Raw genomic sequence first — 14,352 nt, forward strand, 5'->3', positions numbered from 1 at the left:
TTTATATCTTTAGGTGGTTTTCAATCTGTTTATTTATTTGTCGAGTGAAACGGTCATTCAATGGCGGCATGGGCATCATTCCCTCCGTAAGTCCTGTCTTTTGCTCCATAACGCCCATGATTCGGGCAACGAATTTGTATAGGCGAAGGTCTTTGAGTTCCTCACAAAGCGCAGCTTCTTCATAGGAATGATTTCTTAGTTCTTCATCCAATTCTATCAAATGCATGATTGACAACTGATGACGGGTTACTAGTTTGCGTAGGTGTCGGAAAGTAGCGAGCAATCGGTCATTTTCAGAGGCAAAACTAACGCCGATGACACTCTCGATGGAATGGGGTGTTACATAACCGTCAGGAATGAAATAATCAACCTGTTGAACATTGATATCAGGAACGTTGAAATTTAAAATGCTGAAAGCCTTCAACATTGTATCTTCTATCTGCTCTTGATGAGCATAACAAAGGGTAATACGCCATTTTTCCAAAGTGTCAGGAACATCTGGCCTTTCGCCTTCCAACCATCGTTCATCACCCGTAATACCCAACTTGATGATTTGACAGAGCTCGTCACGCATCTCGGCATCCATCAATTCCCATTGATTAGAGCTCATGACTTTTCGGTACACTTGTAGCACTTGTCTCGTCATCTCCTCTTTGGTAATTGATTGAGTAATCAGCGCATTCTTCACGACAATGACACGTTTGTTCCATCCTTGTTTCTTGATGAAATCTTCTTCCATCTTTCCGTGTACGATGACGGCATAGGCCTTCTCTACAATACGTTGCTGGTATAGTAGGCGCTTAGGTAGCTTTTCTTTCCAATAATGGTTCTCAACAACCCATGGCTCTAATTGTCCATAAGGGCTGATGACCAGTCGTGTGTTATGCTTAAATGCAAGGGATACGATTTTGTACGATGAGTTGTGCCAACATCCATATAGATGTAAGATATCATAATGGATTGAATGAAGTCGTTTCAAAACATCGGCAGGCTCTGTAACAATCTCATTAATACACTCTAAACCCATACTCTCACAAAGCATGTTCAAATATTGGTTGACCATGCTATCAGAATATGGATTATAGTGCAGTATTCTCATTTCAAGTAAATGTTCTTAATTGAAGATGTTTGTTAGAAAAATCTTAATGCTTAGACCGCACAATTGACTACTCGAGATTTCTTTATCAAATAGTCTTAGTGCATCGTATATTCGGTCTTTTCTTACAACAATCGAATCGTATGCACCACGCTGATACGTCAATAGATTTCCCTGATGTCCATGTCCGGATCTCCGCTCAGCCTTACATATGAAAGGAGAGGCTTCCTCCAAGGAGTCCCATGATTGAATGGAATTCTTTTTATTCCGATAGACAGAAACCACTTCGGACTGCTTGTTTATATTATTATACAAAAAGTCTGCCCATGACTCATTAACGGGAGGACGATTGATGTCTACGATAGCAATCCATTCGCTATGTGCTGCTTTAGCTCCAATCGTTAACGCAAGTCTCCTTCGACTAGGGCTTGGGAATTCGGAGTGTGGTAGGAATGTCGTATAGAGTCTCGGATATTCAATTTTAAATCGTTTTAGGACATCAGGCGTTTCATCAGAAGAAGAATCGTCAACAACGATCACCTCGTAATTCACTTCCCCTTGTGAGGAAAGGAATAGAGGCAGATTCTGCTCCAATGCTTCAGCCTGGTCGTGTACTGATATAATGACAGATAATTTGATGGTGTCTGATAACATATTTACAGCTTATATTTCATCACTCATATATCCCTGAGGCAATTTACGACAGTTATACTGAGAAGCCATTATTTCGCCATAGGCTCCTGCGGAACGAATGGCAATAAGATCCCCGCGATGTGCCCGATTAAGATCTATCTGCTTAGCAAAAACATCACTCGATTCACAGATAGGACCTACGACGTCGTATGCTTCCAATGGCTCCTCACTACCGATGTTTTCTATCTTGTGATATGCCTGATAGAGAGCTGGTCGTATCAGATCGGTCATACCGGCATCAATAATACAGAATTTCTTATGGGTTCCTTCTTTTATATATAATGTACGCGCGATAAGTGAGCCGCATTGTGCCACCACAGCACGACCTAGCTCAAAATGAAGGGTTTGTCCTGGACGCAGTTTCAGTTTCTTTGCATAAGTGTCGAAGTATGCTTTGAAATCTGGGACGGGAACACGATTGGGATGCTGATAGTCAATGCCGAGTCCACCGCCAACATTGATGTTCCCAACGCGAATGTGATGATTCTCCAATTGTGTCTGCAAGTCGTTGATTCGATTGCACAGGGCCTCAAAGTCACCCATGTCCAGAATCTGTGAACCAATATGGAAGTGCAGTCCCACAAATTTCACGTTTTCCATTTGTGTAGCCCGTTCAATTACCGTCTCCATATCCTGCATGGCAATGCCAAACTTGTTTTCTGCCAGTCCAGTGGTGATGTTCGCATGAGTATGAGCTCCGACGTTGGGGTTAATTCGGAAGGCTACCTTTGCAACTTTACCTTTCAGCCTGGCCAGTTGGTTAATCACCTCTAGTTCAGGAATACTTTCAACATTAAATGAGAAAATATCGTTGTCCAATCCTAAATTGATTTCCCAGTCGCTTTTCCCAACACCTGCATATACAATCTTATTACTTGCGAATCCCGCCTTAAGTGCGGCTTCTATTTCACCTCCACTGACACAGTCGGCTCCCAAACCTGCCTCACGAATCAAGCGCAGGACACCGGGATTGGCATTCGCTTTGATGGCATAATGGACTACAAATCCCTCATGCTTTTGTATTTCACTATTAATCGCACTTAGTGTTGTCCTTAACACCTCGCTGTCATAATAGTAGAATGGAGTCTGTATACGCTCCAACTTTTCTATAGGAAAAATACCCTTCATGCTAGTTTTGTGTTTCTTGAGTGGTGCTTATTTGTTGAAAAGATTGTCGCTCAATGACTGTAGTGCGCGTTTCTTGTCTTCTTCTTTAATCAGGAATGAGATATTATAGTTTGAACCACCATAGGAAATCATGCGGACAGGAATATTCTTCATGGCATCCATAACCATTGTCTCAAAACCAATATTTGACCAATCGAGATCACCTACGACACAAATGATACACATTCCTGTATCAACGGTTACTGTACCGTATTTTTTCAACTCATCCACAATCTCGCCAAGGTGAGAAGAGTTGTCAATAGACATAGACACACCTACTTCTGAAGTACAAACCATGTCAATTGGAGTCTGGTACGACTCGAAAATCTCAAATACCTTACGGAGGAATCCCGTAGCCAACAGCATACGGCTTGATTTAATCTTAACGGCAATGATATTGTCTTTTGCAGCTACAGCTTTAATCTTACCATATTCGGTCTTATTGGATATGGTGGTACCCTCTGCGTCTGGTTGCATGGTATTTAGCAGACGGACGGGAATGCCTGCATACTTGGCAGGTTGCACGCAAGTCGGATGCAATATTTTAGCACCGAAATAAGCCAACTCAGCAGCTTCTTCAAAATGTAACTGATGAACAGGCTCCGTCTTGTCCACTACGCGAGGATCGTTATTGTGCATACCGTCAATATCCGTCCATATCTGAATTTCCTCTGCATTCAGAGCTGCACCGATGAGTGATGCTGTATAGTCTGAACCTCCACGCTGCAGGTTGTCTATCTCGCCGTATGCATTACGACAGATGAATCCCTGGGTAATATATACCTGCTGGCCTTCGTTTTTCTCCATGATAGCAGACAGCTTCTCTTTGATATATACAGGGTCAGGCTCAGAATTTTTGTCAGTACGCATAAAGTCAAGTGCGTTGAGTAGGGTAGCCTTGATGCCTTGTTCTTTCATATAATTGACAACCATGTTGGTTGACATCATTTCACCTTGGGCAACAATACTCTTCTCTTCAAAGGAAGTAAACAGTTCTTTGGTAAATGAACGAAGGTAGTTCATCTCCGACTGCAGGAATTCACGAGTCTGAGCTTTCATCTCCTCTGTGGAATAAAGCTCGTCCACATGCTTCATGTATTTGCGCTCAAGCTGATTGATCACTTCATTGGCGCCATCAGGGTTCTTCTTGTAAAGATAGTCGGATATCTCAACCAACGAATTTGTGGTACCGGACATTGCTGACAAGACGACGAAGACAGGCTCTCCTGATTTTGTTACTAACTTGGTTACATCCATCATGCGGATCGGTGTACCCACCGATGTTCCGCCAAACTTCATTACTTTCATTTCTTATAGTATTTTTATTATATTTTCTTTTTATTCTTTACATAGATAAGTCTTGGCGAGCAGTATATTCCACCGTTCGCACTTCGTCAGAACTATTCTCTTCTTGATAGAGGGCTATCTTATTATAGTCGTTGGTGATTTCCTCAAGACGCTGATCAGCGCAACGGTATACAATACCGGGATATTGTGTCAGCAAGGGGATGTTGTGTGTTGTCATCACTACTGCGGTTCCGGTTTGGGTTACCTGTCGGAGTATTTGCAGGATATTGGCCGCTGTCTCGGGGTCCAGATTACCTGTCGGCTCATCCGCAATAATAATTTTGGGCTTGTTGAGAATAGCTCTGGCAATAGCGATACGCTGCTGTTCACCCCCTGACAACTCATAAGGGAAACGGTCTGCATAGTCCTGCATCTCTACGTCCTCTAATACGTCGGCTATTCGTTCGTCTATCTCACTCTTGTCCTTCCATCCTGTGGCTTTCAGTACGAACTTTAGGTTGTCATAAACGGTTCGGTCTCCCAGCAATTGGAAATCTTGGAATATGATACCAATCTGACGACGTAAGGCAGGTATGTACTTACGCTTCAGCTTCCGAAGGTCGTGATTCAAGACAAAGGCGTTTAATGCCTCATCCACGTCAAGTTCGAAATAGAGTGTTTTTAACAAGGTGCTTTTTCCTGCTCCGACACGTCCGATAATATAGATGAATTCACCCTCGTCAACATGAAAGTCGACATCTTTTAATACGAGAATGCCATCTTTCTGATAGATATTTGCTTTTTGATAGTCAATTAACATATTCCAGTCTTTTTGTATTGCATTATTTCATCGTGCCAGCAGCCTTTGCTTCACGACGTTTCTTGTCCCAATTCGGATCATGACGTTTTTGCAGTTCTGAAGCAACATCCTCTATGCGTAGTCCTTTATTGGCAAGCATCACCAATAAATGGTAAAGCAAGTCACTGGCCTCATACACCAAGTGATCGTTGGTACCGTTGGTAGCCTCAATAACAGTCTCAAGAGCCTCTTCTCCCACTTTCTGGGCAATTTTATTGATTCCTTCAGAAAAGAGCTTGGTCGTATATGATCCTTCCGGCATCTCTTGTTTACGTTTATTGATAAAGTCTTGCAGTTCTGTGAGGAAGAGTAGGGGATTCTGCTCATTCTGCTCCCCCCAGCAAGTATCGGTACCTTTATGGCATGTCGGACCGTCGGGATGTGCCTGTACAAGTAGGGTGTCATTGTCGCAGTCCACTTTGATGTCCACCAAATTCAGGAAATTACCGGATGTCTCTCCTTTTGTCCATAACGTATTGCGCGTACGACTCCAAAAGGTTACGTGATTGGTTGCTATCGTCTTTTGATAGGCCTCTTCGTTCATGAATCCCAACATAAGTACCTTTCGGGTTGTGGCATCTTGTATGATGGCAGGAACAAGCCCACCCATTTTTTCGAAATCTATAGTCATATTCTTACGTTTATTCCTTCTTGATGTAAATATTGTTTGAGCTCTGGAACAGGGATTTCGCCAAAGTGGAATACAGAAGCAGCCAAGGCAGCATCTGCATGTCCTTCAGTGAATACATCACGGAAATGCTCCTTGCAGCCGGCTCCGCCGCTTGCGATGATGGGAATGGATAGCGTGTCACTTAGTTCACGAAGTGCCTCGTTGGCAAATCCTTGCTTGGTTCCGTCATGATTCATGGAAGTAAACAGGATTTCACCGGCACCACGTTCTTGCACCTCTCTGGCCCACTCAAACAAACCGCGCTCGGTACGCTCGCGTCCGCCTTTCAGGTAGCAGTGCCATCCATCTTCGTCCAGTCTTGCGTCAATGGCAACGACACACACCTGGGAACCAAATCTGTTGGCTATCTCATTGACAAGTTCCGGACGGCGAATAGCTGCCGAGTTGATGCTTACTTTGTCGGCTCCTGCATAAAGCAATCGCTCAACGTCTTTTAATTCGTTGATTCCTCCACCAACGGTAAAGGGAATATTCAATGTCTGCGCAACTTTCGTCACCATATCGGTAAATGTCTTGCGCTCTTCGTATGAAGCCGTGATATCAAGGAATACCAGTTCGTCAGCCCCTTGCTTAGAATAGGCCTTTCCCAGTTCTATCGGATTACCGGCAGAACGGAGATTGACGAAATTGGTGCCCTTTACGGTCTCACCGTCTTTCACATCCAGACAAGGTATTATGCGTTTTGCCAGTCCCATAGTTCTTGTAGATTGATTTTACCTTCATAAATGGCCTTTCCAAAGACGACCGCAGGGATTCCTGCAGCATCAAGTGACTTAATGTCCTCAATGCTTGACACGCCTCCACTGGCTATCAGATGTAACTTAGGATAGGCTTGCATCACTCGCGTATAGAGTTCTATTGCTGGTCCGGACAGGGTGCCGTCTTTTGAGATTTCAGTACATAGCACATTGCGCACTCCTGCACGGATATATTTTTCAAGGAATGGCAACAGATCCTCTTCTGAATCGTCTTTCCATCCATTGATGCTAATCTTACCGTTACGCACGTCAGCACCCAGTATAAAACGGTCTGCACCATATTGCGACACCCATCCTAGGAACAAGTCCGGGTGAGTTACTGCTATCGAACCTACTGTTACCATCTGTGCACCGTTGTCAAAAGCCACCTGCAAGTCTTCATCCGTCTTGATACCACCGCCAAAGTCCACCGTAAGCTTCGTTTGGGTTGTGATTTCATGCAGAACGGCATTGTTGACAATATGGCGTGACTTGGCACCGTCCAAGTCTACCACATGGAGTCTTTTGAATCCTATGTGTTCAAATTGTTTAGACATATCGAGTGGGGATCCGTAAACGGTCTTCTGCGAATAGTCGCCCTGTGTCAATCTAACACATTGTCCGTCAATTATATCAATAGCAGGTATCAGTTCTATCATATTTCCAGGAATTTCTGAATGATTTGTTCACCTACACGACCACTTTTCTCAGGATGAAACTGACAAGCATAGAAATTACGCTTTTGTAAGGCAGCAGAGTAGGGGAGTATGTAGTTTGCAGTCGCTATGGTGTCATCACAAACAGGGACATAATAGGAATGCACAAAGTAGACATAACTGTCTTCTACGAACAATGGACTTTTCGTGTCGTATAGCTTGTTCCAACCCATACAAGGCACCTTTTCTTCGTGTCTGGTAGGGGAGAACCGTTTAACTTCAGTGTCGAAAACACCAATACAGTCAACGTCGCCTTCTTCTGAGTGACGGCAAAGGAGTTGTTGACCGACGCAGATTCCGAGCACTGGTTGCTGCAGGTCTCTGATAACCTCGTCTAAACGACGCGCTTTCAGGTACTCCATTGCTCCACGTGCTTCTCCTTGTCCGGGAAACAACACGCGGTCAGCCTTCTTCAATTGTTCGGCATCATCGGTCAGTGCGGGTTCTATTCCAAGTCTCCGCAAGGCATTAACAACTGAAAAGATGTTTCCTGCGTTATATTTTACGATAGCAACATTCATACTAATTTTAGCTGAATATGACAGTTTTATTCTTATAAGTTAGAATTTTACGCTGAATATGCTTTAGTACAGCGTGAGACAGGACGATTTTCTCCAAATCTTTTCCTTTCAAGACAAGTGACTCCGGGGTGTCCTTGTGCGAAATTCGCGTAACGTCCTGTTCTATAATCGGACCTGCATCCAGTTCTGCTGTCACATAGTGGCTTGTGGCACCAATAATCTTCACACCGCGTTCCCAAGCCTGGTGATAGGGCTTTGCGCCTACGAAAGCAGGCAGAAACGAATGGTGAATGTTGATGATGTGATGTGGATATGCTGCTATCATTTCATCGGAGATAATCTGCATATAACGGGCCAAAACGATGAAAGAAATGTCTTCTTTCTTCAGCAGTTCCATTTCTGCCTGTTCAACTTCCTGCTTATTGGAATGATCTTTGTTGATGCTCCAAACATAGTATGGAATGCCAAATTGCTCAGCCACATAGCGTAAATCCTCGTGGTTTGAAACAATGCAGGGAATTTCGCAATTATATTCGCCAGCTTTCCAACGTGCCAAGAGATCATACAGACAATGACTCATTTTTGAGACAAAAATGGCCATACGAGGGCGTTTGTCGCTATAATATAGACTGAATTTCATCTGATAACGCTGTGCGTAAAGCGTGGAAATATAATCGTAGAGCTTGTCGCGTGGAATCAGAAATTCTTCAAGTTCCCATTCAATACGCATAAAAAACATACCATCTTGTTTGTCAACATATTGGTCCAAGTAGACAATGTTTCCTTTGTTATCCGTTATAAATCTGGTCACTTCTGATATAATTCCTTGCTTGTCAGGACAGTGCAGAAGCAGAATTGCTGTTGGTTTCATAATTTATGCTTAGTCTTATTGTACCTTATTTTAAATAATGTGCAAAAATACAAAGAATTTCTCATTCTGCCAAATTTTGAATAGAATTTTAATGAAGTTATTGTTTCAAAATAATACGTATTATGATAAATAGCAAATTGATATTTCCTTTATTCTGTGATTTAAACACTTATTCGTTTTTAAGTACAGGAAGTGATAAGTGGTAGCGGACAGCGAGAAAACGAATCAAGCAAGTAACGATAAAAGAAGCAATAACTGTTACTTCAATTGGTAATTTATAAATATCTAATGACCAGTATGTTATTCCTCCTAAGACTGCTGCCATTGCATAAATTTCACGTTGAAAGATTACGGGTTCATTATTTAGAAGAACATCGCGTATCACGCCTCCTGCAGAACCCGTAATACATCCCATAATGATAGCCACCCAATATGGTTGTCCGTAAAGCAGCGATTTTTGGATTCCAGCAATGGTAAACAGCGCCAAACCGAGCGTGTCGAAAACAAACCAGGTATTTCTCAAACCTTCCAGATGCTTTGAAAATATGATAACAAACAATAAGGCCAGTGCTGTACAGATCATATAAAAGGGATTCGTCATCCAAAACGGAGTCGCTCCAAGCATGACGTCTCGGATTGTTCCGCCTCCGATAGCCACGGCAATACCACAAACATAGCCACCAAACCAGTCGAAATGTTTAGCTGCAGCATGGCGTATTCCTGAAATGGCAAATGCGAAAGTTCCTAAAAACTCAATGATTTGCTGGACAATATCTTCGTATTCCATTTTTTTTACTTTTCGAATCTTTCTCCCCAATAATTAATCATCCGTTCGTACAGTTTCTGCTCGGCTGGCGAATGTTGACCATGCCAAAGGCGTTCTTGTTGCAGGGCGTCAGGCATGTATTGTTGTGGCGTGAAGTGGCCTGCAAAATCATGAGGATACTTATAGCCGTCACTGTAGCCCAGTTCCTTCATGAGCGTTGTCGGTGCATTGCGCAGATGCAATGGAACCGGCTGGTTACCGGTTTTTCTAACTAGGTCTAAAGCCGTATCAATGCCTAGATAGGCCGAATTGCTTTTGGGAGATGTTGCCAGATAGACAGCACACTCAGCCAAAGGAATACGACCTTCAGGCCACCCTATTTTCATGACAGCTTCAAAAGCTGCGTTGGCCAATAGCAAGGCGTTGGGGTTTGCCAGTCCGACGTCTTCTGCCGCAGAAATGATTAATCGACGTGCGATGAACTGAGGGTCTTCCCCACCCTCTATCATACGCGCCATCCAATACAGGGCAGCATCGGGATCAGAGCCTCGAATAGACTTGATGAAAGCCGATATGATATCGTAATGCATCTCGCCGTCCTTGTCATAGGCCAATGGGTTCTGTTGTAGGCATTCTTCAACAAAAACATCGGTTATTTCGGGGGCGTCCTTTGGTAGAGCGTCGGCAACTAATTCTAAGATATTAAGCAACTTACGAGCATCTCCGCCACTATATCTCAACATAGCGGACGTTTCCTTTATTATTAAATGGCGCTCTTTCAGGAATACATCTTTTGTGACGGCCCGGTTCAGTAACTCCAACAAGTCGTCTTTCTCTAGCGATTTAAGCACATATAGCTGACATCGGGAAAGCAAAGGCCTGATAACCTCAAAGGATGGATTTTCCGTTGTGGCGCCTATCAAAGTCACAATGCCTTTTTCTACAGCACCCAGCAGTGAGTCCTGTTGTGATTTGGAGAACCGGTGAATCTCGTCAATAAACAAGATGGGAGAAGGCTCGTTAAAGAAACGGCCTTTTTGAGCCCTTTCAATCACGTCGCGCACATCTTTTACACCACTAGTTACAGCAGAGAGCGTAAAAAAAGGTGTCTTCAGGCGATTGGCAATAATCTGCGCCAAGGTGGTTTTCCCGACTCCAGGAGGTCCCCAAAGGATAAATGACGAGATACGTCCTGCGTCAATCATCTTGCGCAACACGGCTCCTTCGCCTACCAAATGCTTCTGCCCGATATAGTCATCAAGCGAGCGCGGACGTAATCTTTCAGCTAAAGGTTCTGACATAATTGTTGGCAAAGGTACAAATAAGTGGAAAAATTACAAAAAAAATCCCGAAAAAACTTGTAAATAGCAAATAAAGTATGTACATTTGCAAAAAAATAAATACAAATTTTCATATTTATGGTAAAAGAGACAACAACAAATAAGGCACTTAGCCTTAAATCACTGACGAAAAGCACCGTATGGGATGTTCAGGAAAATGATATTTTCCGTATGTTGGAAATAGGCGAAAAAGATGCTGAGTTGAAAGATAACCTGCGTCATTTTGCTGATATCATCAGAAGTGCCTTTATGATAGAGGAAATTAGCGATGACAAGCTCATTCGTGAGAAATACACAAAACTGGGCTATAAGGTCGGCTACGTCAAATTAAGCGAAGACAATAAGGTCGTATGGGCTGTCAAAAAGCGTCCTATTACCCGTGTGACGGACTTGACTTACGAGAACATCCGTCATATCACAGCCGCTAAGCTTATCGAGGTGCTTGACCGTAATTTTGGAGGCGGATGGGAGTCGTTGTCACAGTCAATCCAAGATATTATTGAGAGCGGTTTTGACATCTCTACCACTACCCTACCCAAGGACCGTCTTCATAAGAAAGGTGGAATGTACGAGAAGAAAGTCGCCGATGGCTATGAAGTGCTGGAAATCGAGAAAGGCACCTGGGTGGAAGCCATCTTTGCAAAACTTAAACCCGAAACCATCAAGCCTCGCATGAAATTCGATGAAAGCAAGGAAGACGAAGAAGACAATGATGAGGATGTTGAATTACCCGATGACAGCTACAATAAGCCCGATGAAGACGACGTTGAAATCGAAGAGCCCAATGATGACGAGATCACCGAGGACAATTATCGTACGACGTTCGACATCGATGCTGACCCGGATGAGGATGCCGAAAGCCTGTCCGACTTCATTGCTGACGAGTAAATACGTTAAAACGAATCCTAAAAATAAAAGCTTATGATTATTCCTTTAGTATTTTGGCTCGTGCCCATTGCTTCTGTCGTAGCGCTGGGCATGGCTTTTTTCTTTTTCCGCCAGATGATGGGAGAAGACGAGGGTACTCCTCGAATGCGCGAAATCGCGCTCTATGTTCGTAAAGGCGCTATGGCATACCTGAAACAACAGTACAAGGTAGTTGGCATTGTCTTTGCAGTGCTTTGTGCTCTATTCGCCTTTATGGCTTACGGACTCAATGTGCAGAATCCTTGGGTACCGTTCGCTTTCCTGACGGGTGGATTATTTTCTGGCTTGGCCGGATTTTTCGGAATGAAGACCGCTACCTATGCTTCTGCACGAACAGCAAATGCCGCCCGTAACAGCTTGAACAGCGGCTTGAAAGTGGCCTTCCGCTCAGGTGCCGTCATGGGACTCACCGTGGTAGGCCTTGGCTTGCTTGACATTGCCTGCTGGTTTATTGTCCTCAACGGTCTCACCGACGACTCTCTTATCACGATTACTACGACCATGCTGACCTTTGGCATGGGTGCCTCTACTCAGGCTCTTTTCGCCCGTGTCGGTGGTGGTATCTACACCAAGGCGGCTGACGTAGGTGCCGACATCGTAGGTAAGGTAGAGGCTGATATTCCTGAAGATGACCCACGCAATCCTGCAACCATTGCCGATAATGTCGGCGACAACGTTGGTGATGTGGCTGGTATGGGTGCCGACCTCTACGAATCGTATTGCGGATCCGTTCTCAGTACGGCAGCCCTGGGTGCAGCAGCCTTCTCCGTAGCCGGCCTTGAGGTGCAATTACGTGCCGTTATTGCACCTATGCTGATTGCTGCTGTCGGAGTCTTCCTTTCGCTTTTCGGCATCTTCCTGGTACGCACCAAGGAAGGAGCCACGATGAAAGACCTCCTGCGCTCACTGGCTTTGGGTACTAACGTCAGTGCCGTCCTTATTGCCATTGCCACGTTCGGCATTCTGTATTTCCTGGGCATTGAGAACTGGCTCGGCCTCTCCTTCTCCGTCATCAGCGGTCTGGCTGCTGGTGTTATTATCGGACAGGCTACCGAGTATTACACTTCTCATTCCTACAAACCAACCCAGAAGATTTCCGAGGCAGGCCTTACCGGTTCGGCTACCGTTATAATAAAAGGTATAGGAACAGGTATGATATCTACCTGCATTCCCGTTATTACCATCGGTGTGGCCATCATGCTGAGTTATTCCTTTGCAAACGGTTTCGACCTCTCTATGTCGAGTGAGAGCCTGGCTCATGGCCTCTACGGCATCGGTATAGCTGCTGTCGGCATGCTTTCTACGCTGGGAATCACACTGGCTACCGACGCCTATGGTCCTATTGCAGATAATGCCGGTGGAAATGCAGAGATGAGTGAACTGGGTGAAGAGGTGCGCCATCGCACTGATGCCCTTGATGCACTTGGTAACACGACAGCAGCCACAGGTAAGGGCTTTGCTATCGGTTCTGCAGCTCTCACCGCCCTTGCCCTACTCGCCTCCTATATCGAAGAAATCAAGATCGCAATGGAACGTACTGGTACGACAATGCTGAACGTAAAAGGCGAAATAATCAGTGCCTCACAAGCTACCATACCCGATTTCATGAATTATTTCCAAGTCAACCTCATGAACCCGAAAGTGCTGGTGGGTGCGTTTATCGGTGCTATGGCAGCATTCTTGTTCTGCGGACTAACCATGGAAGCCGTCGGACGGGCTGCACAAAAGATGGTGGAGGAAGTACGCCGACAGTTCCGCGATATACCCGGCATCCTGGAGGGCAAAGCCACTCCTGACTACGGTTCCTGTGTAGAAATCAGTACGCGTGCCGCCCAACGTGAAATGATATTCCCGTCACTTTTGGCTATCGCCATTCCGATTATCGTTGGCATCGTACTTGGTGTTGCGGGTGTTTTAGGTTTGTTGGTTGGTGGACTGGCAGGCGGATTCACCTTGGCTGTTTTTATGGCCAATGCAGGTGGTGCCTGGGATAATGCCAAGAAAATGGTCGAAGAAGGCAACTTCGGCGGAAAAGGCTCTTTTGCCCATAAGGCCACCATTGTTGGCGATACCGTTGGTGATCCATTTAAAGATACCTCTGGCCCATCGCTGAATATCCTGATCAAATTGATGTCTATGGTAAGCATTGTAATGGCAGGGTTAACCATATTATTCATCTAATAACAAAGAAAAAGGCTCGATAATTCGGTTTTCGAGCCTTTTTTCTATTTTTTTTGAAAAAAGTCCCCAAAAAGTTTGGTAGATTCAAAATTACTCCTTACCTTTGCACCCGCAATTCAGCAAGAGCGCTGAATGAAGAAACAAAAAATGATGCACCCGTAGCTCAGTTGGTAGAGCACCTGACTCTTAATCAGGGTGTCCAGGGTTCGAGCCCCTGCGGGTGTACTAAGATTACACAACATGAAAAAAGTAGCAGACTAAGTAAGTCTGCTTTTTTTGCCTAGTAATCCAATGATTTGGACACCTAAATCCCTAAGTATAAGCTAGTTTCAATAGAATTTAATTAATTGTTGAACTCAGCAGTTTATAGGATTTGAGTCGACTTGATGCGACTGGTTTCGACACTTTGCGACAGGTTTTTGTTACCAAATTTGTTACCAGTATCAAATTTTTGTTACCAGATTAAACAGATCTTGTTCGTTAGCAAAGATTAGCCCTCG

The 14,352-nt window shown here is 44.3% G+C and carries 14 protein-coding genes and 1 tRNA gene; 3 read left to right on the plus strand and 12 right to left on the minus strand.

Annotation, left to right across the window (positions count from 1 at the left end; translation table 11 throughout):
• Position 1 precedes the first annotated feature (1 nt).
• From BLU47_RS02355 to BLU47_RS02410, 12 genes are all read right to left on the minus strand, one after another.
• The gene (locus tag BLU47_RS02355) at positions 2–1,099 is read right to left on the minus strand and encodes a glycosyltransferase family protein (RefSeq protein ID WP_143025434.1); all 1,098 of its coding nucleotides are present in this window, start codon (positions 1,097–1,099) and stop codon (positions 2–4) included.
• A gap of 15 nt (positions 1,100–1,114) precedes the next feature.
• Complete coding sequence (locus BLU47_RS02360) at positions 1,115–1,750, minus strand: glycosyltransferase family 2 protein (RefSeq protein ID WP_091957900.1); 636 nt, start codon at positions 1,748–1,750, stop codon at positions 1,115–1,117.
• A 9-nt stretch (positions 1,751–1,759) separates the two neighbouring features.
• Positions 1,760–2,917: a diaminopimelate decarboxylase gene (gene lysA, locus BLU47_RS02365; RefSeq protein WP_091957903.1), complete on the minus strand. Its 1,158-nt coding sequence runs from the start codon at positions 2,915–2,917 to the stop codon at positions 1,760–1,762.
• A gap of 27 nt (positions 2,918–2,944) precedes the next feature.
• Entirely contained in the window at positions 2,945–4,264 is a 1,320-nt protein-coding gene (locus tag BLU47_RS02370; RefSeq protein ID WP_091957905.1) for an aspartate kinase, read from the minus strand.
• 37 nt (positions 4,265–4,301) lie between these two features.
• Entirely contained in the window at positions 4,302–5,063 is a 762-nt protein-coding gene (locus tag BLU47_RS02375; RefSeq protein WP_091957908.1) for a cell division ATP-binding protein FtsE, read from the minus strand.
• 22 nt (positions 5,064–5,085) lie between these two features.
• Positions 5,086–5,733, minus strand: coding sequence for a bifunctional phosphoribosyl-AMP cyclohydrolase/phosphoribosyl-ATP diphosphatase HisIE (gene hisIE, locus BLU47_RS02380; protein ID WP_091957910.1), 648 nt, complete (start codon positions 5,731–5,733; stop codon positions 5,086–5,088).
• Positions 5,730–6,488: an imidazole glycerol phosphate synthase subunit HisF gene (gene hisF / locus BLU47_RS02385; RefSeq protein WP_091957912.1), complete on the minus strand. Its 759-nt coding sequence runs from the start codon at positions 6,486–6,488 to the stop codon at positions 5,730–5,732. The genes hisIE and hisF overlap by 4 nt, the downstream gene beginning before the upstream one ends.
• Complete coding sequence (hisA, locus tag BLU47_RS02390) at positions 6,467–7,189, minus strand: 1-(5-phosphoribosyl)-5-[(5-phosphoribosylamino)methylideneamino]imidazole-4-carboxamide isomerase (protein WP_091957914.1); 723 nt, start codon at positions 7,187–7,189, stop codon at positions 6,467–6,469. The genes hisF and hisA overlap by 22 nt, the downstream gene beginning before the upstream one ends.
• Positions 7,186–7,767: an imidazole glycerol phosphate synthase subunit HisH gene (gene hisH / locus BLU47_RS02395; RefSeq protein WP_091957916.1), complete on the minus strand. Its 582-nt coding sequence runs from the start codon at positions 7,765–7,767 to the stop codon at positions 7,186–7,188. Before hisH ends, hisA begins: the two co-directional genes overlap by 4 nt.
• Positions 7,768–7,774: 7 nt before the next feature.
• Positions 7,775–8,638 carry a formyltetrahydrofolate deformylase gene (purU, locus tag BLU47_RS02400; protein ID WP_091957918.1) on the minus strand — a complete coding sequence of 288 codons (864 nt, stop codon included), beginning with the start codon at positions 8,636–8,638 and terminating at the stop codon, positions 7,775–7,777.
• Between the two features lie 169 nt (positions 8,639–8,807).
• The gene (locus BLU47_RS02405; RefSeq protein ID WP_091957921.1) at positions 8,808–9,425 is read right to left on the minus strand and encodes a trimeric intracellular cation channel family protein; all 618 of its coding nucleotides are present in this window, start codon (positions 9,423–9,425) and stop codon (positions 8,808–8,810) included.
• Positions 9,426–9,430: 5 nt separating this feature from the next.
• Positions 9,431–10,705: a replication-associated recombination protein A gene (locus tag BLU47_RS02410; RefSeq protein ID WP_091957923.1), complete on the minus strand. Its 1,275-nt coding sequence runs from the start codon at positions 10,703–10,705 to the stop codon at positions 9,431–9,433.
• Positions 10,706–10,822: 117 nt separating this feature from the next.
• Between BLU47_RS02410 and BLU47_RS02415 the strand changes: the two genes are divergently transcribed.
• From BLU47_RS02415 to BLU47_RS02425, 3 genes are all read left to right on the plus strand, one after another.
• Positions 10,823–11,632 (plus strand): hypothetical protein, encoded by an 810-nt coding sequence (locus BLU47_RS02415; protein WP_091957925.1) that lies wholly within the window; start codon positions 10,823–10,825, stop codon positions 11,630–11,632.
• Positions 11,633–11,665: 33 nt separating this feature from the next.
• Positions 11,666–13,852 (plus strand): sodium-translocating pyrophosphatase, encoded by a 2,187-nt coding sequence (locus tag BLU47_RS02420; RefSeq protein ID WP_091957928.1) that lies wholly within the window; start codon positions 11,666–11,668, stop codon positions 13,850–13,852.
• A 152-nt stretch (positions 13,853–14,004) separates the two neighbouring features.
• A tRNA-Lys gene (locus tag BLU47_RS02425) sits at positions 14,005–14,077 on the plus strand.
• The last annotated feature ends 275 nt before the right edge of the window (positions 14,078–14,352 follow it).

Source organism: Prevotella sp. tc2-28, assembly GCF_900107705.1.
In the GTDB taxonomy this organism is placed as follows: domain Bacteria; phylum Bacteroidota; class Bacteroidia; order Bacteroidales; family Bacteroidaceae; genus Prevotella.